This window comes from Pandoraea pulmonicola (assembly GCF_000815105.2).
GTDB classification, from domain to species: domain Bacteria; phylum Pseudomonadota; class Gammaproteobacteria; order Burkholderiales; family Burkholderiaceae; genus Pandoraea; species Pandoraea pulmonicola.
In genome coordinates this window covers 5,434,906-5,458,444 of record NZ_CP010310.2, presented here as the reverse complement: position 1 = coordinate 5,458,444, position 23,539 = coordinate 5,434,906, and the positions used below count along the sequence as shown (strand labels likewise).

Genomic DNA, 23,539 nt, shown 5'->3' with positions numbered 1-23,539 from the left:
ATGTCACCCGTCCGTGATAACTTTCCCCGCTGATATCCGCTGACCGATATCGCGAACATGACAACAAGCGGCATGATTACCCTCAAACTCGATCTGGGCGAGCGCGCCTATCCCATTCACATCGGCACCGATCTGTTGACGCAGGACGCGCTGTTCGCACCTCACGTGTGCGGCACCCATGCCGTGATCGTGACGAACACGACTGTCGCACCGCTGTATGCCGAGCGTGTCGCCGCCACGCTGCAGCGACTGGGCAAGCGCGTGGTCACCGCCGTATTGCCGGATGGCGAGGCGTACAAGAACTGGCAGACGCTCAACCTGATTTTCGACGAGCTGCTGGGCGCACAGGCCGATCGCAAGGCGACGCTGATCGCGTTGGGCGGGGGCGTCGTCGGGGACATGACCGGTTTCGCCGCGGCTTGCTATATGCGTGGTGTGCCTTTTGTGCAGGTGCCGACGACGCTGCTCGCGCAAGTCGACTCGTCGGTCGGTGGCAAAACGGGCATCAACCACCCGATGGGCAAGAACATGATCGGCGCGTTCTGGCAGCCGAGCGCCGTGCTGGCCGACATCGGTACGCTTGCCACGTTGCCCGAGCGTGAGCTGGCGGCGGGGTTGGCCGAGGTGATCAAGCACGGGGCGATTGCCGACGAGAAGTTCTTCGATTGGATCGAGGCGAACATCGATGCGCTGAATGCCCGCGATACGGCGGCGCTCTCGTATGCGGTGCGGCGTTCATGCGAGATCAAGGCACAGGTCGTGGCGAGCGACGAGCGGGAACAGGGCCTGCGCGCCACGCTGAATTTCGGCCATACGTTCGGCCATGCCATCGAGGCGGGACTTGGCTACGGCGAGTGGCTGCATGGCGAAGCCGTGGGCTGCGGCATGGTGATGGCGGCCGATCTCTCGGCGCGCCTGGGTTTCGTCGACGACGCCGTCGTGACGCGCATCAAGGCGTTGGTGGCAGCGGCCAGACTGCCGGTGACGGGGCCGGACCTCGGTGAAGCTCGCTACGTCGACCTGATGCGTGTGGACAAGAAGGCCGAAGGCGGCGATATCCGCTTCGTGCTGCTCAACCGATTGGGCGGCGCGTTCATGACGAGCGTCCCCGACGCCGATATGCGCGCTACGCTGCGCGCCAACGTGTAAGGAAGGAGGGGAGCGATGATCGATTACGAAGCGTCGCTTGCCCCCTACGCGGCGCGCTCGGCGACTTCACGCGGGCGACGGTTCGCCGAGCCCGCACCCGCGACACGCACGGAATTCCAGCGCGATCGCGATCGCATCATCCATTCGACCGCATTTCGCCGGCTCGAATACAAGACACAAGTCTTCGTGAATCACGAAGGCGATCTGTTCCGCACGCGCTTGACGCACAGCCTCGAAGTTGCGCAGATCGGCCGCTCGATTGCACGCAATCTGCGCGTGAACGAGGATCTCGTCGAAGCGATTGCATTGGCCCACGACCTTGGGCACACGCCGTTCGGTCACGCAGGGCAGGACGCGCTCAATGCAAGCATGCGTGAGTACGGTGGCTTCGAGCACAACCTGCAGAGCCTCGTCGTGGTCGACGAACTCGAAGAGCACTACGGAGGCTTCAACGGTCTGAACCTGTGCTTCGAGACGCGAGAAGGCATTCTCAAGCATTGCTCGCGTGCCAACGCCCGAGGCCTGGGTGAGCTGGGCGAGCGCTTTCTCAAAGGGCGTCAGCCCGGCATCGAGGCGCAGATCGCCAATCTGGCCGATGAGATCGCCTACAACAATCACGATATCGACGACGGCGTGCGTTCGGGCCTGCTCACGCTCGAACAGCTCGACGACGTTCCGCTCTGGAAGCGTTACTGTGCCGAAGCGCGGTTGGAGTGGCCGGAAATCGCTGGCCGACGCCTGGTGCACGAGACGACGCGCCGGATCATCAATGCGCTGATCGTCGATCTGATCGCCACCACGCGCCGGCGCGTGGCGGACGCCTCGCCTGGCTCGATGGATGAAGTGCGCGACGCCGGACCCCTGGTGGCCTTCAGCGACGAGATGCGCGAGCAGGCCGGTCAACTCAAGCGATTCCTGTTCGAAAACCTCTATCGGCACTATCTTGTCATGCGCATGGCTGCCAAGGCGCAGCGCATCGTTCAAGAGCTGTTCGACGCGTTTCTCTCCGATCCGCGTTTGCTGCCGCCGAACTACCGCGCGCAGAACGCGGCGGATCAACCGCGTTGGATCGCACACTACATCGCCGGCATGACGGATCGCTACGCGATCAAGGAGTACAGCCGGCTCTTCACCATCGCGCCGACGCTTTGATCCGGGCCTCCGAACGCCCAACCCGTTCGCTGACCGGGAAGGCGTGAGGCAGCCGAAGACGCGGCGTCCCGGCGTGTAGTGGAAAACGAAACAGCCGGCATGTTGTCGGCTGTCTTCTTTTCAAAAGGACGTTGCGGGCAATCCTTGCGGCCCGCCGAGCCAAGCGCCTGTTGCGCGGGCTATCGCCGCATGTGTGGGGGACGCCGCGACTTAGCTGCGACCGGCGATGAAGCCGAGCACCAGCGCAACGGCTGCCACCGTGCCGAGCGCCTGCCACGGGCGCTCATGAACGTAACCGTCGGCCTCGTCCCAAACCTCGCTTGCGCGGCGACGCAAATTGGCTCGTGCGTCGCTGAAGTCGCGGCGAGCCTGCCGCAGCTTGTCACCGATTTCGTCGCGCAACGCTTCGACGTCCGACGCCGATTTCGCATTGGCCAGCGCATGGTCGAGATCGTCGAGGAGATCGCGTACGCGGGAGGTCACATCGCCGCTGGCCAGACGTGCGGCGCGCGCGGTGCGACGGCCGGCGTAGCGTGCGTCCTCCAGGCCGCTACTCAGTGCAGTTTCCGCTTTTGAGGCAATTCCCATTTTCAGACTCCCAAGAAGTGGTATTGAAATACGACGTTCGCGTGTCCAGAGGAGGAGGCAGACGCCGGTGGAACCCTGAGGCGAGCGGCCGCAGTGACGAGGACTCTCACTCGCATCCGTCATGAGAGACAGTCAGCGAAAAAGGAAAGTTGCAGCACGATGGCCGAAGATGATGTCAGAGACGACTGACCCCTCCTAGAGATGTGTCCAGAAATGCGAAAACGCCGCACAGGGCGGCGTTTTTTGATGCATTCGATGCGACTCTCGCCGCATCGGGGCAGTACGTGAGCAACTTAGAAGCGGTAACCCAGCGACAGGAAGGTCACCACGGGGTTCAGCTTGACCTTGGCCTCGCTGGTGGTCGTGATCGGGCCGCGGGTCGTGGTCAGCTTGGCCGTGGTGCTCACCGGGATGTACGACACGGAGAAGGCGAGCGTCCAGTGCTTGTCCATGTTGTAGTTGATACCGGCATTGAACACCGGTGCCCACGAATTGGTGAGGGTAGCCGTGGTGTTGCCGCCCGGACCCAGGGTCAGCGCATTGCTGGCAAGCGATTGGAAGCCCGGCGTGAGTTCGATGTTCGAGTAGAAGAAGTAGCTCGCACCGATCCCGACGAACGGACGCCACGTGTCGTTGGCTTGACCGAAGTAATACTTCAGCAACAGGGCCGGGCTCCATTGCTTGGCCGAGGCCAGCGATCCGCCACCCGGCAGCGCCAGCGATCCCTGGCCATACAGGCGGAACTTCGGCGGAAGACCGACCACGGCTTCCACGGCGATGTTGTCGGTAAAGAAGTGCGCGAACGTCAGGCCCGGCGTGTCGGCGTCATCGACCTGTGCGCCCGTGTTGCCCAGCCGGCTGTTCAGTGCGTTGGCGAGGCCCGGTACGCTCGAACCGGTCACCCGCAGCGGATCGCTCGAAACCTGGGGCGAGAGGTGGAACCAGCCAAGGTTGATAACGTTATCGCCGGCTTGTTGCGCGAAGGCGGCCCCCGATGCCGTCAGCATGGCCGCGGCAGCAATCGTCAAGTATTTCAACTTCATCGATTCGTCTCCTGCTCAAGATTCTTTATTGTCGGGAATTTCGTTAAATGAAATTCAGGGCCATTATGCCGACGGTGGAAAGGCCGGGGGTAGCGCGAGTCTGGAGGCTCCGCTCTAAAGGTGTTGTATCCACGCATCGCCTAATGGAATGCCCTTAGAAAAAAGCGCTGGACGAAAGAAAAGCGTGCCCTTATATGTCAGGCACGCTTTAGGAATTAACTGCGGAGTCCGACATGCCAGACGCAATAGGCGTCCCGCACGCTGGGTCTAGAACTTGTAGCCGAGCGAGACGAACGTCACAATCGGATTGAGCTTGATTTCGGCGTCGGACGACGACAGCACCGTGCCGTCCTGTGCCTTGATCTTGATGTTCGCGGTCGTCTTGAGCGGCAGATAGGAGACCGATGCGCTGGCGACCCAGTGCTTGTCGAAGGCATAGGAAAAGCCGGCATTGAACACCGGTTGCCACGACGCCGACGATTTGGCCTCCACGCTCGTCGGGCCGTTATGCCCGGAGGTGAACGCGAGCACGCTGCCGAAATTCTGATTCAGCGCCGATTCGAAATTCGGGTTGAGATTCACGTTGGTAAAGAACGTGTAACTCACGCCGACGCCAAGAAAAGGGCGCCACGTCGAATTGGCCTGTCCGAAGTAATACTGAAATACGAGCGCCGGGCTCCATTGGCGCACGCTTTGCACGATCGGGTTGTTCTGCGGCGCACCGAGATCGATGCTGGTGAGCGCGCCGGCAATGCCTGGCGGCGCAATCACGCCCTGTCCGGTAAGCTTGAACTTCGCGGGAACGCCCGCCACCGTCTGCACGGCGATGTTGTCGGTGAGAAAGTGCGTGATGACCAGCCCGAGCGTGTCGGCATTGCTGACCTTGGCGCCGCTGCCCGGAGAGGTGAAGCTCGATGGCACGAGAGCCGGGGTGAGACCTTCCTGGGTCACGTTGGTGGTCATCGGTTTGCTGGAATCCTGAGGGGCGATGTGAAACCACCCCAGGTTGATGACGTTGTCGCCAGCCTGTTGAGCAAAGGCGCCGGTGGACGCCAGAGAAATGCCGAATCCGAGCGCGCATGAACGCGCCGCGGACCGATGGGTCCGAGTTGTCATTTGTCTATCCTCCCAAGATTATTTATTTATTTTTCGCTGCATTATGCGCTTGGGATTTGGTAGTGCAATTGTTGAAAGTAGAGCTTTTGTACGAATCAAAGGGGTTTAGCTAGATATCAGTATTTAAAGGGTTTTTTGAAATAAAAGTCCCTTGGAAATCGTGATATCGAGTTTTAAAGCATTACATTTGAATACGCATGGCCCGATTACCGCGACTCTTCATTCCGCGCCAACCGCAACACGTAATTCTGCGCGGCAATAACCGGCAGGCGATCTTCGTAGACGACGAGGACCGGCGCGTATTTCACGACCGTTTGCGCGACGCCGCACGTGCTCACGGACTGGCGATTCATGCGTGGTGCATGATGCCGAATCACCTGCATCTGGTCGCCACGCCCGCCGATGAGCGCAGTCTGCCGGCCACGCTGCAAGCGGTCGGTCGTTACTACGTGCTCTATTTCAACCGGCGCCATCAACGTACCGGCACCCTCTGGGAGGGGCGGTACCGCGCGACGGTGATCGAAGCCGAACACTACCTGCTGCTCGCGAGCCGTTACGTCGAACTCAATCCCGTGCGCGCAGGCTTCGTGGACGAACCGGGTAATTACGCGTGGTCGAGCTACAACCACCACGTCGGCCTGACGGTCGACAGCCTGGTCACCGACCACGCGCTGTATTGGGCGCTCGGCAATACGCCGTTCGAACGCCAGCGCGCCTACGCGGAGGGGTGCTCGATCCCGCTCCCGGCGCCCGAAGTCGACGCATTGCGTACAGCTACGCAGAAGGGCTGGCTGCTCGGTGGACCTGAGTACCAGGCCCGCATGTCGCTTGCCGCCAATCGTCGCGTGAGTCCGCTCACACGAGGCCGTCCTCGCAAACTGGCCTCCGACGCCGCCTGACATCCCTCCCGGCAGACCACTCGAGGTCTGCCGTTTTTCCACTAAATGCTTGAAATCAAAAATTTTTTTGCCGGCCAAGGTTTGCGCGATTTATATCTGACCCCAATAAAAACAAGCCTCCTTTTGGTGCGGTTTTTAATTGGAATCTGACCCTATTAAAATATTTTGTCATTGTGAATTTCATGGCGTATATTCCAACTTCGGCCGATTGGTGCGATGCGCAAAACCGTGCGCGCTGAGTCGGCTTCCTGTGGCAACGCCCGAGAAAGATCTTCGACGCGCGCGAATCCGCAGCTCTGGCCGGCCCGGCCAACCCCACTTAACCCGGTCGACCGCGACGAGCATGCGTGCGGCGACCTCGCCAAGAGACGGTGTAACTCGTGGAAAAGAAACAGCAACCGATTGCGACGGCAGCAACGCTGCCGGGTGAGGCGTACTCGGCGCCGGACGCACAGGGCATGTACGACCCGGCCAACGAACACGATGCCTGCGGCGTCGGCTTCGTTGCCCATATCAAGGGCGTCAAGAGCCACGCCATCGTCGAGCAGGGTCTGAAGATTCTCGAGAACCTCGACCACCGGGGCGCCGTCGGTGCCGACCCGCTGATGGGCGACGGCGCCGGGATCCTGCTGCAGATTCCCGATCAGTTTTTCCGCGAAGAGATGGCCAGGCAGGGGGTGACATTGCCGCCGGCCGGCGAATATGGCGTCGGCATGATCTTCCTGCCGAAGGAACACGCGTCGCGCCTGGCCTGCGAACAGGAACTCGAGCGCACCGTGAAGGCGGAAGGCCAGGTCGTGCTGGGTTGGCGCGACGTCGCGATCGACCGTGACATGCCGATGTCGCCCAACGTGAAGGCCACCGAGCCGGTGATCCGCCAGATCTTCATCGGTCGTGGTCAGGACATCATGGTGACGGACGCGCTCGAACGCAAGCTGTACGTCATCCGCAAGACCGCCAGCCACCGCATCCAGGCGCTCAAGCTCAAGCACGGCAAGGAATACTTCGTGCCGTCGATGTCGGCGCGCACCATCGTCTACAAGGGGCTGCTGCTGTGCGATCAGGTCGGCCGCTACTATCGCGATCTGGCCGATCCGCGCACCGTCTCCGCGCTTGCCCTCGTTCACCAGCGTTTCTCGACCAACACATTCCCGGCCTGGGAGCTGGCGCACCCGTATCGCATGGTGGCGCACAACGGTGAAATCAACACCGTGAAGGGCAACGTGAACTGGATCAACGCCCGCACGGGCGCGATCTCCTCGGCCGTGCTCGGCAGCGACCTGCAGAAGCTGTGGCCGCTGATCTATCCGGGCCAGTCGGACACGGCATCGTTCGACAACTGCCTCGAAATGCTCACGATGGCCGGCTACCCCCTCGCCCACGCCGTGATGATGATGATCCCGGAAGCCTGGGAGCAGCACACGCTGATGGACGAGAACCGTCGCGCTTTCTACGAATACCACGCCGCGATGATGGAGCCGTGGGACGGCCCCGCCGCCATCGCGTTCACCGACGGCCGCCAGATCGGTGCCACGCTCGACCGTAACGGTTTGCGTCCGGCGCGTTTCGTGATCACCGACGATGACATCGTCATCCTGGCGTCGGAATCGGGCGTGCTGCCGATCCCCGAGTCGAAGATCGTCAAGAAGTGGCGCCTGCAGCCGGGCAAGATGTTCCTGATCGACATGGATCAGGGCCGCATCATCGACGACAAGGAGCTCAAGGACAACCTGGCCAACGCCAAGCCGTACAAGAGCTGGATCGACGCCGTGCGCATCAAGCTCGACGAGATCGAGCCGAAGGTCGAGGAAGCCGGCGCGCACCACGACACGGCCACGCCGCTGCTCGACCTGCAGCAGGCGTTCGGCTACACGCAGGAAGAAGTGAAGCTGCTGATGACGCCGATGGCGATCAACGGCGAGGAAGCCGTGGGCTCGATGGGCAACGACAGCCCGCTCGCGGTCATGAGCAACAAGAACAAGACGCTTTATCACTACTTCCGCCAGCTCTTCGCACAGGTGACGAACCCGCCGATCGACCCGATCCGCGAGAACATGGTGATGTCGCTCGTGTCGTTCATCGGCCCGAAGCCGAACCTGCTCGACACGAACAACATCAACCCGCCGATGCGGCTCGAAGTGTCGCAGCCGGTGCTGGACTTCAAGGAAATCTCGAAGATCCGTCACATCGACAAGTACACCGGCGGCAAATTCCGCTCGTACGAGTTGAACATCTGCTACCCGGTCGCATGGGGCAAGGAAGGGATCGAAGCGCGCCTCGCATCGCTGTGCGCGGAAGCCGTCGACGCCGTGAAGTCGGGCTACAACATCCTCATCGTCTCGGACCGCCTGACGAATCGCGAGCAGGTGGCGATCCCGGCGCTGCTCGCCACGTCCGCCGTGCACCAGCATCTGGTTGCGCAGGGCCTGCGTACGAGCACGGGCCTCGTGGTCGAGACCGGTTCGGCGCGTGAAGTGCATCACTTCGCGCTGCTCGCCGGCTACGGTGCGGAAGCGGTTCATCCGTATCTCGCCATGGAAACGCTCGCGCAGATCGCGCGCAAGCAGGGCGGCGACCTGACGCCGGAAAAGGCGGTCAAGCACTTCGTCAAGGCGATCGGCAAGGGCCTGCACAAGGTCATGTCGAAGATGGGCATCTCGACGTACATGTCGTACACGGGCGCGCAGATCTTCGAAGCCATCGGCCTGTCGCAGGAGCTGGTCCGGAAGTACTTCCAGGGCACGGCGTCGAACGTCGGCGGCATCGGCATCTTCGAAGTGGCCGAGGAAGCGGTGCGTCTGCATCGCGACGCCTTCGGCGACAACCCGGTGCTGGCGAACATGCTCGACGCCGGCGGCGAATACGCGTTCCGCATTCGTGGCGAAGACCACATGTGGACGCCGGATGCCATCGCCAAGCTCCAGCACTCGACCCGTTCGAATTCGTACCAGACGTACAAGGAATACGCGAACCTCATCAACGATCAGAGCAAGCGTCACATGACGCTGCGTGGCCTGTTCGAGTTCCGCGTCGATCCGCAGCGCGCGATTCCGCTCGACCAGGTCGAGTCGGCCAAGGACATCGTGAAGCGCTTCGCCACCGGCGCCATGTCGCTCGGCTCGATCTCGACCGAAGCGCATGCCACGCTGGCCGTCGCCATGAACCGTATCGGCGGCAAGTCGAACACCGGTGAGGGTGGCGAGGATCCGCGCCGCTATCGCAACGAACTGAAGGGCATTCCGATCAAGAAGGGCGAATCGCTCGCCTCGATCGTGGGTCGCGACGTCATCGAGACCGATATCGAACTGCAGGACGGCGACTCGCTGCGCTCGAAGATCAAGCAGGTGGCCTCGGGCCGCTTCGGCGTGACGGCCGACTATCTGGTCTCGGCCGATCAGATCCAGATCAAGATGGCGCAGGGCGCGAAGCCGGGCGAAGGCGGTCAGCTGCCGGGTCACAAGGTGACCGAGTACATCGGCAAACTGCGCTACTCGGTGCCGGGCGTGGGCCTGATTTCGCCGCCGCCGCACCACGACATCTACTCGATCGAGGATCTGGCGCAGCTCATTCACGATCTGAAGAACGTCAACGCCTCGTCGTCGATCTCGGTGAAGCTCGTCTCGGAAGTGGGCGTCGGCACGGTGGCGGCCGGTGTTGCGAAGGCCAAGGCCGATCACGTGGTGATCGCCGGTCACGACGGTGGTACGGGCGCGTCGCCGCTGTCGTCGGTGAAGTACGCCGGCACGCCGTGGGAACTGGGGCTGGCCGAAACGCAGCAGACGCTGGTGCTCAACCGCCTGCGTGGCCGGATCCGCGTGCAGGCCGACGGTCAGATGAAGACCGGCCGCGACGTGGTGATCGGTGCGCTGCTTGGCGCCGACGAATTCGGTTTTGCCACCGCACCGCTCGTCGTCGAGGGCTGCATCATGATGCGCAAGTGCCACCTGAACACTTGCCCGGTGGGGGTGGCTACGCAGGATCCGGTGCTGCGCAAGAAATTCCAGGGCAAGCCGGAGCATGTCGTCAACTACTTCTTCTTCGTGGCCGAGGAAGTGCGCGAAATCATGGCGCAACTGGGCATTGCGAAGTTCGACGACCTGATCGGCCGCGCCGACCTGCTCAACACCAAGGCGGGCGTGGAGCACTGGAAGGCGAAGGGTCTCGACTTCTCGCGCATTTTCCATCTGCCGGAAGTGGCAGCCGAAGTGCCGCGCCTGCATGTCGAATCGCAAGACCACGGCCTGACCGGTGCGCTCGACCACGCGCTGATCGAGAAGGCACTGCCGGCGCTCGAGAAGGGCGAGCACGTGTCGTTTATCCAGCCGGTGCGCAACCGCAACCGTACGGTCGGTGCGATGCTCTCGGGCGAAGTGGCCAAGCGGTACGGTCACGACGGCCTGCCGGACGACACGATCCACGTGCAGCTCAAGGGCACGGCGGGACAGAGCTTCGGCGCGTTCCTCGCGCGCGGCATCACGCTCGACCTCGTGGGCGACGGCAACGACTACGTGGGCAAGGGTCTGTCGGGCGGCCGCATCATCGTGCGTCCGACCAATGACTTCCGCGGCAATGCCGAGGACAACATCATTGTGGGCAACACGGTGATGATCGGCGCGATCGAGGGCGAAGCCTTCTTCAACGGTGTGGCCGGCGAACGCTTCTGCGTGCGCAACTCGGGCGCCACGGCGGTGGTGGAAGGCACGGGCGACCACGGTTGCGAGTACATGACCGGCGGCACGGTGGTCGTGCTCGGCGAGACGGGCCGCAACTTCGCTGCCGGTATGTCGGGAGGTGTGGCTTACGTGTACGACGCCGATGGCACGTTCGCGGCCAAGTGCAACACGGCCATGGTCGCGCTCGATCCGGTGCTGCCGCACGGCGAACAGGAGCGTACGGTGAGCCAGGGGCTGTGGCATCGCGGCCAGACGGACGAGGCGCAACTGCGAGAGCTGATCGAGCGTCACTTCCAGTACACCGGCTCGACGCGCGCCAAGGCGTTGCTCGAAGATTGGGACGGCGCGCGCCGCAAGTTCGTGAAGGTGTTCCCGAGCGAATACAAGCGCGCCCTGGGCGACATGGCGAAGGCTAACGACAAGCAAGCACTGGCGGCCTGACGCCGCTCGCGCGGCACTGCCACGGGGTGAGGGCCCCGCGGCGTGCCGCGCGCGGACGAGGCACGGTAACCACAAAACTTTCCGACTGAAGAAACATGGGCAAGGTCACAGGTTTTCTCGAATTCGAGCGCCAGAGCGAGTCTTACGAAGCACCGCTGGCACGCGTGAAGCACTACAAGGAGTTCGTGCTCGCGCTCTCCGACGATCAGGCAAAGGTGCAGGGCGCACGCTGCATGGACTGCGGCATTCCGTTCTGCAACAACGGCTGCCCGGTCAACAACATCATTCCCGACTTCAACGATCTGGTGTATCGCCAGGACTGGAAGTCGGCGATCTCGGTGCTGCACTCGACGAACAACTTCCCCGAGTTCACGGGCCGCATCTGTCCGGCGCCGTGCGAGGCCGCCTGCACGCTGAACATCAACAGCGACGCGGTCGGCATCAAGTCGATCGAGCACGCCATCATCGACAAGGCGTGGAGCGAAGGCTGGGTCGAGCCGCAGCCGGCGAAACACAAGACCGGCAAGACGGTCGCCGTGGTCGGCTCCGGCCCCGCCGGTCTGGCGGTGGCGCAACAGCTCGCGCGCGCCGGTCATGACGTGACCGTGTTCGAGAAGAACGATCGCGTCGGCGGCCTGCTGCGCTACGGCATTCCCGACTTCAAGCTGGAGAAGTGGCTGATCGATCGCCGCATGCGCCAGATGGAAGCCGAGGGCGTGACCTTCCGCACCGGCGTGTACATCGGCAAGGACGCACCGGAAGGCCACATCAACAACTTCTCCAAAGAGACGATTTCGCCGGAGCAGTTGCAGGCGCAGTTCGACGCGGTGGTCATCGCCGGCGGCGCCGAACAGCCGCGCGATCTGCCGGTGCCGGGCCGCGAGCTCGACGGCATCCATTTCGCGATGGAATTCCTGCCGCAGCAGAACAAGATCAACGCCGGCGACAAGCTGGCCAAGCAGTTGGTAGCCACGGGCAAGAGCGTCATCGTGATCGGCGGTGGCGACACCGGCTCCGACTGCGTGGGTACGTCGAATCGCCATGGCGCAAAGAGCATCACGCAGTTCGAACTGCTGCCGCAGCCGCCCGAGCAGGAGAACAAGCCGATGGTGTGGCCGTACTGGCCGACCAAGCTGCGCACCTCGTCGAGCCACGAAGAGGGCTGCGAGCGCGACTGGTCGGTCGCCACCAAGCGCTTCGAAGGCAAGAACGGCAAGGTCGAGAAGCTCATCGCGGTGCGTCTCGAATGGAAGGACGGCAAGATGCAGGAAGTCGCGGGCTCGGAGTTCGAGCTCAAGGCAGATCTGGTGTTGCTCGCGATGGGCTTCGTCTCGCCGCTGCAGACCGTGCTCGACGCCTTCGGTGTGGACAAGGATGCGCGCGGCAACGTGCGCGCCTCGACGGAAGGCGAGCGCGCCTACACGACGAACCTGCCGAAGGTGTTTGCAGCCGGCGACGTGCGTCGTGGTCAGTCGTTGGTGGTGTGGGCGATTCGCGAAGGCCGCCAGTGCGCGCGCGCCGTCGATGAATTCCTGATGGGCCATTCCGAACTGCCGCGCTGAGCATCAAACGCGTCATCGCATGCTCGTCGGTGTGCGCGGGTTGGATCTGCCGAAACTACGTGAATACGGGGCAGGGAGAAGTTGAGAGGAGGAGGCGCGGTGGTAGGCCGCCGCGTCGCTGTGAAGAAACCGCCCGGATGGCAACGTCCGGGCGGTTTTTTCCTTCCTTCTCCGGGGGAATGGCTGCGTTTGGCCTTCTCGGCGAGGCGTGAAAATTCTCATAATATAAGATGTCATACAACATGAGATTTTCGGTGATGCCTCGCCACGCGGGAAAACACTTCCCCTATGTGCCAGCTTCGCTATAATAGGCCAATGTTCGAAAAGAAAAAGCTGACGACAGACCCTAGGGATTATCCGTAAACACGACTTTCGAGCCTTGTCATCGTACATCGTCTAACGTAGGATGCCTCTCCAGGTGTGGCGACGCACCGTGACGTGCATGGCGATTTAGCGATGAACAAGGAGTGACATGAGTCAGACTTCCGGCAAACCGTATCGCCGTCTGCTGTTGACGGGCGCGGCGGGCAACCTCGGCAAACAATTGCGTGGCAAGCTTGCCGAATGGGCGGACATCGTGCGCGTGAGCGACATCGTGCCGATCACGGCCGACGCGCCGTATGAAGAAGCGATGCAGGTGGATCTTGCCGACCGCGCCGCCGTGCATGCACTGCTCGAAGGCGTTGACGCTCTGGTGCATCTGGGCGGCATCTCGGTCGAAGCGCCGTTCGACGACATCCTGCAAGCCAACATCCTGGGGCTCTACAACGTCTACAGCGCGGCGCAGAAGCAAGGCGTGAAGCGCATTGTCTACGCGAGTTCGAACCACGCGGTCGGCTTCCACCCGGTCACTGAAGTGCTCGATGTGGACGCGCCGCATCGCCCGGACGGCATGTACGGCATCTCGAAGTGCTTCGGCGAAGATCTGTCGCGCTACTACTTCGATCGCTTCGGTCTGGAGACAGTGTGCCTGCGCATCGGTTCATCGTTCGAGCAACCGAAGAATCCACGCATGATGGTGACGTACCTGAGCTATCGCGATTTCGTCGAGCTCGTGCGTTGCTCGCTGTTCACGAACCGTGTGGGGCATGCGATCGTCTACGGGGTGTCGAACAACCCGACGCTGTGGGTCGACAACACCAAGGCGGCGTTCCTCGGCTACCGTCCGCAGGACAGCTCGGCCGAGTTTGCCGGCTTGTTCCCGCCCAAGGCGCCCGACCCGCGGATGGACGACTGGACGCAGCGCTACCAGGGCGGGCCGTTCGTGCTGCTCGGGCCGATGGAGCCCAAGGCGTGAGCGTGTCGATCGAGCGGCTCGAGCCGTCGCGACAGGCGCCGTACGCTGTGGGCGAGAGTCCGCTGTGGCGTGTCGACGAGCAGGCGCTGTACTGGGTCGACATCCCCGCGAAGCAACTGCACCGTGTGACGCCGGCCGACGGCGTGCATCGTCAATGGACGTTCCCCGAGCAGGTGGCGTGCTTCTCGTTCGATGCGTCGGGCACGCTGCTCGCGGGCGCCGAGACGGGGTTGTTCGCGGCTGCGCTGGGTGAAGGCGCGAATGTTGGCGCAGCGCAATGGCAGCGACTGGCCGCCCCGGTGTTCCCGGCGGCGGGCATGCGCTTCAACGATGGTCGTTGTGATCGTCAGGGCCGCTTCTGGGCCGGCACGATGGTGCAGGACATGTCGCTCGCGAGCGACGCCGGTTCGCTGTTCCGTTTCGATGCCCAGGGCCGCTTGTCCGCGCCGCTGGTCGATGGACTCGTGACGCAGAACGGCCTGGCCTTCTCGCCCGACAGCCGCACCATGTATCTGAGTGATTCGCATCCCGCGCGCCGGCGCGTGTGGGCGTACGATTTCGATGCCGCGAGCGGCGCGATCAGCGCGCGGCGTCTGTTCGTCGACATGAATCGATATCCGGGGCGGCCGGACGGCGCCGCGGTCGATGCGGACGGAGGCTACTGGACGTGCGCCAACGACGGCGGTCGCCTGCTGCGTTTCACACCGGCGGGCGAACTGGATCGCGAGATCGTGTTGCCGGTGTCGAAGCCGTCGATGTGCGCGTTCGGCGGGCGCGACTTCGACACGCTGTTCGTGACGTCGATCCGCCCCGGCACGGGCGCGAACGAACAGGACGGCCACGTCTTTGCCGTGCGCTGCGGCGTGAAAGGACTTCCGGAGGTGTCCTTTGCGGGGGCGTTGCCGGCGGCAGGCGCGTAGGCGGGGGAGGATAACGGTCGCGACGCCGCGCGGCAGTCGATAAGCGGCGCGCACCGGGCGTCCGACCTGCCCGATGCGCCGACGTCTTCAGTGCGCCGGCTCGGCCGCCGTGAGTGCCTTGCCGCGCGTCTCCGGCAACAGTAGCGCGCACACCACCACGAGCAGGTAGCCGCCCCCGGCGACGATGCCGATCGCCTTCACGAGCGAGCCGGTCTGCGCGAGCATGCCGACGGCGATCGGGAAGAACGAGCCGATCCCGCGACCGAGGTTGTAGCAGAAGCCCTGCCCAGAGCCGCGGATATGGTTCGGATACAGTTCCGTCAGATATGCGCCGATGCCAGCGAAAATGCCTTGCACCACGATGCCCAGCGGGAAGCCGAGCAGCAGCATGGCGCCGTCGGTGATCGGCAGCATCGTGTAGGCCATGCCGAGCAGGAACGACGCCACGGCGAAGAAGACGAACGCGGCGCGACGCCCGAACTTGTCGGACAGGATCGCGCCGACGATGTAACCGACGAACGAGCCCACGATCAGCACGATGAGATACGCGCTGGTGTTGAAGACGGACAGTCCGCGCTCCGTCTTCAGGTACGTGGGCAGCCACGTCGTGATGGCGTAGTAGCCACCGAGCATGCCGCTGCACAACAAGCTGCCGAGGATTGTCGTCTTCACATGCGCGGGGGCGAAGATCTGCGCGAAGTTGCCCTTGAGCGCGCCCTCGGCGACTTGCTTGCGCGTTTGCGTGAAGATCTCCGGGTCCGACACGTTGCGACGCACGTACGTGATCCACAGCGCGGGCACGATGCCGATCCAGAAGCAGGCGCGCCATGCGGTGTCGGCGTCGAACACGGCGAAGAAGAACCAGTAGAGCAGCGCGGCGGCGCCCCAGCCGACCGACCAGCTGCTTTGCACGGTGCCGACCGCCTTCGCACGATGCTGCGGCGAGCGGATCATCTCACCCATCATCATGGTGACGACCGTCCATTCGCCGCCGAAGCCGACGCCCTGCAGTGTGCGTGTGATGAGCAGCTGCCAGAACGAATGCGTGAAACCCGAGAGGAACGTGAACAGGCAGAAGGTGGCGATCGTCCACTGCAGCACGCGCACGCGGCCGTAGCGGTCCGCGAGAATGCCCGCGAGCCATCCGCCGATGGCCGACGAGATCAGCGAACTCGTCGCGATCATGCCGGCTTCGCTCTTCGACATGCCCCAGGCGGCGATGAGCGTGGGGATGAGGAACGAATAGATCATGAAGTCGAACGCGTCGACGGCGTAGCCGCCGAAGCCCGCATAGAGGGCCTTGCGCTCCTTCGTGTTGAGTTCCTTGAACCAGGAAAAGAATGCCATGAAGACTCCTCGGTGGATCGCGTGCTTGTCGTTATGTGTGACGTTGGTTTTTTGTGGTCTGGCGCTCGTGCCGGCGCCTGTTCAGAGTGTCAGTCCGCCGTCGACGTGAATCACCTGTCCCGTGATCTGTCGCGCGTGCGGACCGAGCAGGAAGACGGCCAGCGCGGCGATGTCGTCGGGCTCGCAAAGACGCCCCGTCGGTGTGGCGTCGGCCGCGCGTTGCCATGCGGTTGGGTCGATCGCCGAGTGACCGCTGTCCTTGCGCGTGTAACCGGGGGCGACGCAGTTGATCGTCACGCCAGCGCGCGCGTATTCGGCGGCGGCGCTCTTCGCGAGCGCCTCGATTGCCGCCTTGGCGGCCGCGGTCGCGGGGAAGCCGGCCTGGTTCGGCGCGAAACGATGCGCGACGAACGAGCTGACCGCCACGACGCTGGCGCACGTCGAACGCTGCAGGTCGGGCAGCGCCGCACGCAGCATCGCGGCGAACGCGCCCGGCATCGCCGAGAGGGTGCGGGCGAACGCGTCGGCGTCGATATCGGCCACGCGCTCACGCGTGGCGAAGCCGGCATTGCTCACGATCTGGTCGACGGCGCCGAAGGCGTCGTGTGCGGCGTCGATCAATTGCGTGGCCGCCGAGGCGTCGGTGAGATCGCCCAGCCAGATCGCGCATTGCGCACCGGCTGCCTCGCATGCCTGTCGAACGTCGACGAGTCGCGCTTGACTGGCGTCGGAGGCGCCGCGTGTGTGCAGGAGGAGGCGGGTGTCGGGAGAGGCGAGCCGGAGGGCGATGGCCGCGCCGATGCCAGAAGCGGCGCCGGTGACGACGATGGTCCGGCCGGTGCTCGCGTCGGAGGTGCCGGACGAGGAGGTGAGGGTGGTCACGATGAGCCCGTGCAATGCCTAGGGTGCTCGTGATTATGCCAAACCCCCTGTGCTCCGGGACAGGCGCGTCAATATTATTTAGCAGGTGAACGAACTACGCCGCGCCGACGGCGTGCGACGGGTCGACGGGTTTGACGGGCTCGTCAGGCTTGATGGGCTCGGGGTCGATCGCACCGCGCAGCGTCATGGTGTGCTGATGGAAGCGCGCGAGCGTTTCGCGATGCGCCACGCTGACCATCGTCGTCGTCGGCAGGTTGGCATGCAGCGCGCTGTATACGGCCTCCTCGGTTTCCACGTCGAGCGCACTGGTGGCCTCGTCGAGGAACAGGTAGTCGGGCTTTTGCAGCAACGCTCGCGCAGCGGCGAGCCGTTGCTGCTCGCCGCCCGAGAGGCGCCGCGCCCAGTGGGCGACCGTTTGCAGGTCATCCACGTACTGGCCGAGATTCACGGCGACCAACGCGTCGCGGCACTCGGCGTCGGTAAATGTCTCCGGCGACGACGGGAACGCGAGCGCGGCCTTCAGAGTGTCGATGGGCAAATAGCTCTGTTGCGAAAGGAACAGCACGCGCGCGCCGGCGGGAACGTCCACGCGCCCGTCGCCGAATGGCCACAAGCCGGCCAGCGCGCGCAGCAGCGTGCTCTTGCCGCAGCCCGACCGTCCGCGGACGAGCCAACGCGATCCGGGGGTGAACGCGAACGAACCGGCGGTGGCGAGCGGTGCGCCATTGGGCAGCGCGAGACGGAGATCCGTCGCCGCATAGGCACTCGCGTGCGAGTCCGCCTGCGTGGCGACGACCGAGATGCCGCCTTGGCGCGGCGGCTCGTCGATGACGCGCGTGAATTCGCGCAGACGGTTGACCGTGGCTTTCCACTCGGCCAATGTCGCGAAGCTGTTCACGAACCACGAGAAGCCATCGCTGACTTGTCCGAAGGCGTCGATGAGGCGCATGAGTACGCCCAGCGTGAAGGCGCCGGCGAAGTAGCGGGGTGCGGCGGCAATGATCGGGAACACGATGGCGATCTGCGCGTAGATCGAATTCGCGAAGATCAGGCGCTTGGTCACCACCATGATCTGCCACCAGTTGTCGCGCACGGCGCCGAAGGCCGACTTCAGCCGCGAGAGCTCGGCGCCTTCGCCGCGATAGAGCGCGACCTGCTCGGCCGACTCGCGCAGACGCACCAGCAGGAAACGAAAATCAGCCTCGACCTGTTGCTGACGATAGCTCAGGCCGACGAGCGGGCGGCCGACCTTGAAAATGAAGAACGAGCCCACGATCGCGTACAGCGCCGCGACCCAGACCATGTAGCCCGGAATCGTGATGTTCATGCCGCCGAGGGCGAACGACACGGCGCCCGAAATCGTCCACAGAATGGTCACGAACGAGAACAGCGAAACGAGCGTGGTGAGCAGATCGAGCGAAAGCGACAGCGACGAGCTGACGAGCGTGCGGATGTCTTCCGAAATACGTTGGTCGGGGTTGTCCGCGAGATGATCGCGCTCGATACGGTAGTACGCCTGCCGTGCAAACCACTTCGTCAGGTTGGTGTCGGTCACCCACTGTCGCCATCTGATTTCCAGCATCTGCCGGAAGTAGGTGCGAAACGTCGCGATGATGATGAAGCTGAAGGCGAGGATCGCGAATTCGGCGAGCGACGACCTGAAGACCGGCCAGTTGCGCTTGTCGAGCGCGTCGTAGAAGCCCGCGTTCCAGGCGTTGAGTCGCACATTGATGAACACCACCGCGAGGTTCAGCACGATGACCAGCGCCAGAAGCCGTCGCCCCTCCCAGCGCTTTTCCGACACCCAATAGGGGCGGATCAACTGCCAGGCGCTCGGAGGCTTCGGTGGGGGCGTGGCGGGGTCATTGGCCGGCGACGTGCCGGCGGGCAGGGAAGGCTTCGGCGTGTGGGCCATGATCGTCTGGCGGTGCTGCCGCTGTGATGCAACGTGTTATTGGGGACGCCTGTGGGCAGCGATCTCGGGACGAAGGAGCGCCACGCCCGGATTTGCTGCTGTCCGACGATTAATTTGATCACCGTTTTCGATGGTGCGTTGCATGAATTCCGGCCCGAAACCCGCGTGCCGCCGGAATTCAGTTTACGTGCTGTTACGAGACCCCGGGGATTCGTCAAAAAACGAGACGCGATGAGCGTGCAACCGCCCGGAAGGCCAGCTTGCACGGGCGTCGGCATCTATGTTGTAATGGCTGCGGGCGAAACAGGGGTGCTCCGTGCCGAACGCGGGTGTGAACCATGCGTAACGAGTGACACGGGGCTGAGAGAGACCCTTTGCACCCGACCCGGGTAATACCGGCGTGGGAAGTTTCCGACTCCTCCAGTGGGGTAAGGTGTCCAACACCGTTTCGTCCTTTTGCTTTCATGAGGAAAGGACCCCATGCGCTGCCTTTCGCAAGTCCCTGCGATTTTTCCTTCGAATACCTCTGCGTGCCTGTGCGCCGTGACGGCCCGCGTGGCGGTGCGCGTATGAGCGCTTCGCCCTTGCATCCCGACGTCGCGGTGCTCGGCGGCGGTCTGTCCGGCCGTCTGCTCGCGTGGCAACTGATTCGCGCCGGCGCGCGCGTGGCGCTCTACGAGCGCGGCGACGCCGACGGTTCCTCCGCGGCCGGCTGGGTCGCCGCGGCCATGCTCGCGCCGCTGGCCGAGGCCGCCGTGGCCGAACCGAGCATCGTCGAGATGGGCGCGGCGGGCCTCGAGCGTTGGCCGTCGCTGATCGACGGTCTGCCCGAGCCTGTGTTTTTCCAGCGCAACGGCACGCTCGTCGTCTGGCACCAGCCCGATCGCGCGGAGGCGGTGATGTTCGATCGACGCATGCGCGCCAACGCCCCGCCCGAATTGCTGCGCGGTGGTGTGGAGCGTGTGTCTGGCGCGCAATTGGGCGAGGTCGAACCCGCGCTCGCGGGTCGTTTCCAGGAAGGCTGGCTGCTGCCCAACGAGGGCCAGCTCGACAACCGTCAACTGTTGCGCGCGCTGGCGGCCGGCCTGGGAAAGGCCGGTGCGGACCTGCACTGGCATACCGAAATCGACGAAGGCGCCTATCCGGACGCGGGCCTCGTCATCGACTGCCGTGGCCTCGGTGCGCGCGGTCTCCTCACGCAACTGCGGGGCGTGCGTGGCGAAGTGGCGCGCATTCACGCACCCGGCGTCGGTCTGCGCCGCCCGGTGCGCCTGCTGCATCCGCGCTATCCGATCTACATCGCGCCGAAGGAAAACGATCTGTATGTGATCGGTGCGACCGAGCTCGAGTCGGAGGACATGTCGCCGATGACGGTGCGCTCCGCACTCGAGCTGCTGTCGGCGGCGCATTCGCTGAATCCGGCGTTCGGCGAGGCGCGCATCGTCGAGCTGAACGTGAATTGCCGGCCGGCGCTGCCCGACCATTTGCCGCGCGTGCAGTGGGACGGCAAGCGGGTGCTGCGCCTGAACGGCCTGTATCGCCACGGTTATCTTCTTGCGCCGGCGGTGACGGGCGAGGCGTGTGCGCTGGCGCAGGCATTGATGCAAACGACGGGCGCGCCGACGGGACCCGGGTACGCGTTCGACTGGGAGACGTGGCGAGCGGGCCGGCCGTGGCCGGATCTGTTCCGCCTGGCATGAGAGGGAGCGGTACGCGATGGACATCCATATCAATCAACAGACACTGAGCGTGGCCGAGACGGCGACGCTGGCCGAGGCGCTGGCCGCCTACGGCGCCAAGCCGCCGTTCGCGGCGGCGGTCAACGGGCAATTCGTGCCCAAGACGCAATACGCCGCGCGCTCGCTCGCGCATGGCGACAGGATCGACGTCGTGCAACCGGTGGCTGGAGGCTGAGATGAACGCATTCACGGAATCGGCCAACGTGGCCGCGGGCAGCGCGCGCGACGCCCTCACGCTGTACGACACCCGCTTCGGCAGTCGCTTCCTGCTCGGCACGGCGCGCTACCCGTCGCTGCAGGTGCTTAACGACGCCATCGACGCCGCCCGTCCGGGCATGGTGACGGTGGCGCTGCGCCGCCAGCTTTCGGGCACGGGTGCGCAGGCGTCGGAAGGCCACTTCTGGGAGACGCTGCGACGTCTGGCGGTGCCGGTGCTGCCGAATACGGCCGGCTGCCACTCGGTGCAGGAGGCGGTGACCACCGCGCAAATGGCGCGCGAGGTCTTCGAAACCGACTGGATCAAGCTCGAACTGATCGGCGACGACTACACACTGCAACCCGATCCGTTCGGTCTGGTGACCGCCGCCGAACAATTGATTCGCGACGGCTTCAAGGTGCTGCCGTACTGCACGGAAGATCTGGTGCTGTGCCGTCGTCTGCTCGACGTGGGCTGTCAGGCGCTGATGCCGTGGGGGGCGCCGATCGGTACGGGCAAGGGCGTGATCAATCCGTACGGGCTGCGTCTGCTGCGTGATCGTCTGCCGGACACGCCGCTTATCGTCGACGCCGGCCTCGGTCTGCCGTCGCACGCCTGTCAGGTGATGGAGTGGGGCTTCGACGGCGTGTTGCTCAACACCGCCGTGGCGCTCGCCGCGCAACCGGTGGAGATGGCCGGTGCATTCGCCACCGCGATCAAGGCGGGGCGTGCGGCGTGGCTGGCCGGGCCGATGGCCGAGCGCGAGAGCGCCGAAGCGAGCACACCGGTTGTCGGTGTGCCGTTCTGGCACCAGACAGGCGCCTGACGTAACCCACCCCAATCCGTCGAACAAGGACCTTTGATGACGACGCCCGTCCGCGCCGCCGAGCTTACCCACGTGCAATGTCTGCCTGCCGGCACGTCGGTCGTGATGGCGTGGCAGCAAGCCGCCGAAGCGATTCGTGCGCGACTCGCGCCGTGGCCATCGGTCGCGGAGGACAGTGCGCCGTCCTGGCGTCTGCACGTCGAACCGCCTGCTGGCGCAAGCAAGGGAGATGTGGTTTGGCTGTCGCTACCGTCGGCGCACGAGTCAGGTTTGGCAAGTGCGGGATCGTTGCAGCTCGACGTGTGGCGCGCCGCGGGTGCGGTGGTGCTCGTCTCGCGCGCGATGGCCCAGGGGCATGCCGAAGACACCCTGTACACAACGGATGCGGTCTATCGCATTGCCGGCGTCGACGACCCGGCATTCTTCCCGGCGTTCGCGGCGTTCCTCGACTGCGGCTTTGCGCCGCACGATGCGCTGGTGCTGGCGCGCGCATGGCGCAGCGACGGCAGCCATGCCCGCACGGAAGATGCCGCCACGCTCGGCGAATGGCCGACCGTCCTCGAGACATTCCCCGTCGTGCTCGGCCAGGCGCCATCGCCTGGGCACTTTCCGCCATGCCCGGCGCGTCTGGGCCTGTACCCCGTGCTGCCCGACGCCGCATGGTGCGAGCGCATGGCCGATCTGCAGGTCGGCACGGTGCAGTTGCGGATCAAGGATCCGGCGCATCCGGAGCTGCGCGATCAGATCGTTCGGACGGTGGCCGCCGGCAAGCGCGTCACGCACGACAGCGCCTGGTTCATCAACGATCACTGGCGCGAGGCTGCCGAGGCCAAGGCCTACGGCGTTCACCTGGGGCAGGAAGACATGGCGGCGCTCTCGGCCGACGAGGTCGCGACGCTGCACGCGAGCGGCATGCGGCTCGGCATCAGCACGCACGGCTATTACGAGATTCTGGCCGCGCATCACTTTCGGCCGAGCTATCTTGCGGTCGGTGCGGTCTTCCCGACCACGACCAAAGTGATCGCCACCGCGCCGCAAGGATTGGCGAAGCTCGCGCGCTACGTGAAACTCATCGCGCCGCATTACCCGCTCGTTGCCATCGGCGGTATCGACGCGGGCAATCTTCCTCATGTGCTCGATACCGGCGCGGGATGTGCCGCCGTCGTGCGTGCCGTGACCGAGGCGCCTGACGTGAGCGCCGCGGTGAAGGGCATGCAACGCGAGTTTGCGAAGCGGGCGTGAAGTTCTGGCGACGTCACATGCGGTCGCCTTGCGGACTGCGATGGCGAAATGGTGTTACAGGCGACGCGTCATGAACACTGCGCCCTCGCCGTAGCCGGCGAGCTTGGCGGCGATGATCGGCGAAACGTTCGTCGCCGCGGCGTAGCCGAAGCGCGCCCAGAACCCATGCGATTGCTGCACCGCAACGAGTGCGGAAGTCTGCAACCCCAATTTCCGTGCCGAGGCGAGCGCGGCCGCGTAGAGCCGGCTGGCGACGCCCGCACCTCGCGTCCGGGGCGCCAGCGCCATGTCGTGCACGTACCAGCAGTCGGCAGAGTCGGGCAGTGTGTCGAGCACGGTATCGAGCGACGGCGGCGCTGCGATCTGCCACGGATGCGTGAACAGATAGCCGGCCACGCGCGGTTCCGCTGCCGTGCCGGCGTCGACGGCGACCCAGCACGTCTCGGGGGAGAGCCGCAGGCGCGATGCGAGCGTCGCTTCCGATTCGAGCATGACGTCGCCGTACGCCTGCGCCTGCACGGCCAGAACCTGGGGAAGATCGTTCGGCTGCAT

General features: G+C 64.3%; 18 protein-coding genes and 1 riboswitch. Of the genes, 11 read left to right on the top strand and 7 right to left on the bottom strand.

The genetic code is table 11. The features are described from left to right. Positions 1–72 precede the first annotated feature (72 nt). Together aroB and RO07_RS23535 are read left to right on the top strand one after the other, a co-directional pair. Positions 73–1,149 carry a 3-dehydroquinate synthase gene (gene aroB / locus RO07_RS23540; RefSeq protein ID WP_039406303.1) on the top strand — a complete coding sequence of 359 codons (1,077 nt, stop codon included), beginning with the start codon at positions 73–75 and terminating at the stop codon, positions 1,147–1,149. A gap of 15 nt (positions 1,150–1,164) precedes the next feature. After that, positions 1,165–2,301, top strand: coding sequence for a deoxyguanosinetriphosphate triphosphohydrolase (locus RO07_RS23535; RefSeq protein WP_039406300.1), 1,137 nt, complete (start codon positions 1,165–1,167; stop codon positions 2,299–2,301). A gap of 210 nt (positions 2,302–2,511) precedes the next feature. Here RO07_RS23535 and RO07_RS23530 read toward each other — a convergent pair whose 3' ends face one another. From RO07_RS23530 to RO07_RS23520, 3 genes are all read right to left on the bottom strand, one after another. Then, positions 2,512–2,889: an ElaB/YgaM/YqjD family protein gene (locus RO07_RS23530; protein ID WP_052266844.1), complete on the bottom strand. Its 378-nt coding sequence runs from the start codon at positions 2,887–2,889 to the stop codon at positions 2,512–2,514. Between the two features lie 293 nt (positions 2,890–3,182). Further along, positions 3,183–3,932 carry an OmpW/AlkL family protein gene (locus RO07_RS23525; RefSeq protein ID WP_039406298.1) on the bottom strand — a complete coding sequence of 250 codons (750 nt, stop codon included), beginning with the start codon at positions 3,930–3,932 and terminating at the stop codon, positions 3,183–3,185. A 267-nt stretch (positions 3,933–4,199) separates the two neighbouring features. Further along, the gene (locus RO07_RS23520) at positions 4,200–5,048 is read right to left on the bottom strand and encodes an OmpW/AlkL family protein (protein WP_039406295.1); all 849 of its coding nucleotides are present in this window, start codon (positions 5,046–5,048) and stop codon (positions 4,200–4,202) included. Between the two features lie 197 nt (positions 5,049–5,245). Between RO07_RS23520 and RO07_RS23515 the strand changes: the two genes are divergently transcribed. The 5 genes from RO07_RS23515 to RO07_RS23495 all read left to right on the top strand — a co-directional run bounded on the left by RO07_RS23515 (position 5,246) and on the right by RO07_RS23495 (position 14,840). Further along, positions 5,246–5,947 carry a transposase gene (locus RO07_RS23515; RefSeq protein ID WP_039406293.1) on the top strand — a complete coding sequence of 234 codons (702 nt, stop codon included), beginning with the start codon at positions 5,246–5,248 and terminating at the stop codon, positions 5,945–5,947. A gap of 380 nt (positions 5,948–6,327) precedes the next feature. After that, positions 6,328–11,061, top strand: coding sequence for a glutamate synthase-related protein (locus RO07_RS23510; RefSeq protein WP_418303696.1), 4,734 nt, complete (start codon positions 6,328–6,330; stop codon positions 11,059–11,061). A gap of 95 nt (positions 11,062–11,156) precedes the next feature. Beyond that, positions 11,157–12,623 carry a glutamate synthase subunit beta gene (locus RO07_RS23505; RefSeq protein ID WP_039406290.1) on the top strand — a complete coding sequence of 489 codons (1,467 nt, stop codon included), beginning with the start codon at positions 11,157–11,159 and terminating at the stop codon, positions 12,621–12,623. A 472-nt stretch (positions 12,624–13,095) separates the two neighbouring features. Further along, positions 13,096–13,920 (top strand): NAD-dependent epimerase/dehydratase family protein, encoded by an 825-nt coding sequence (locus tag RO07_RS23500; RefSeq protein WP_039406287.1) that lies wholly within the window; start codon positions 13,096–13,098, stop codon positions 13,918–13,920. After that, positions 13,917–14,840, top strand: a complete 924-nt coding sequence (locus RO07_RS23495) for an SMP-30/gluconolactonase/LRE family protein (protein ID WP_039406285.1) — start codon at positions 13,917–13,919, stop codon at positions 14,838–14,840. The genes RO07_RS23500 and RO07_RS23495 overlap by 4 nt, the downstream gene beginning before the upstream one ends. Before the next feature lie 87 nt (positions 14,841–14,927). Here the strand turns inward: RO07_RS23495 and RO07_RS23490 are convergent, their stop codons facing one another. The 3 genes from RO07_RS23490 to RO07_RS23480 form a co-directional block, all read right to left on the bottom strand. After that, positions 14,928–16,187, bottom strand: coding sequence for an MFS transporter (locus RO07_RS23490; protein ID WP_039406283.1), 1,260 nt, complete (start codon positions 16,185–16,187; stop codon positions 14,928–14,930). Between the two features lie 81 nt (positions 16,188–16,268). Beyond that, on the bottom strand, positions 16,269–17,069 hold the full coding sequence (locus RO07_RS23485; RefSeq protein WP_052267461.1) for an SDR family NAD(P)-dependent oxidoreductase: 801 nt from the start codon (positions 17,067–17,069) through the stop codon (positions 16,269–16,271). Between the two features lie 94 nt (positions 17,070–17,163). Beyond that, entirely contained in the window at positions 17,164–18,984 is a 1,821-nt protein-coding gene (locus RO07_RS23480) for an ABC transporter ATP-binding protein/permease (RefSeq protein WP_084072777.1), read from the bottom strand. A 295-nt stretch (positions 18,985–19,279) separates the two neighbouring features. Then, a riboswitch (TPP riboswitch) is annotated at positions 19,280–19,408 on the top strand. A gap of 145 nt (positions 19,409–19,553) precedes the next feature. Between RO07_RS23480 and RO07_RS23475 the strand changes: the two genes are divergently transcribed. Genes RO07_RS23475 through RO07_RS23460 form a run of 4 tightly spaced genes read left to right on the top strand, consistent with a single transcriptional unit; the run spans position 19,554 to position 22,987 of the window. Next, positions 19,554–20,684 (top strand): FAD-dependent oxidoreductase, encoded by a 1,131-nt coding sequence (locus RO07_RS23475; protein WP_039406281.1) that lies wholly within the window; start codon positions 19,554–19,556, stop codon positions 20,682–20,684. A 16-nt stretch (positions 20,685–20,700) separates the two neighbouring features. After that, positions 20,701–20,898: a sulfur carrier protein ThiS gene (gene thiS, locus RO07_RS23470; RefSeq protein ID WP_039406280.1), complete on the top strand. Its 198-nt coding sequence runs from the start codon at positions 20,701–20,703 to the stop codon at positions 20,896–20,898. 1 nt (position 20,899) lies between these two features. Continuing rightward, complete coding sequence (locus RO07_RS23465; RefSeq protein WP_052266843.1) at positions 20,900–21,745, top strand: thiazole synthase; 846 nt, start codon at positions 20,900–20,902, stop codon at positions 21,743–21,745. A 36-nt stretch (positions 21,746–21,781) separates the two neighbouring features. Then, the gene (locus RO07_RS23460) at positions 21,782–22,987 is read left to right on the top strand and encodes a thiamine phosphate synthase (protein ID WP_237171333.1); all 1,206 of its coding nucleotides are present in this window, start codon (positions 21,782–21,784) and stop codon (positions 22,985–22,987) included. A gap of 54 nt (positions 22,988–23,041) precedes the next feature. Here RO07_RS23460 and RO07_RS23455 read toward each other — a convergent pair whose 3' ends face one another. Then, positions 23,042–23,539 (bottom strand): GNAT family N-acetyltransferase, encoded by a 498-nt coding sequence (locus tag RO07_RS23455; RefSeq protein ID WP_039406277.1) that lies wholly within the window; start codon positions 23,537–23,539, stop codon positions 23,042–23,044.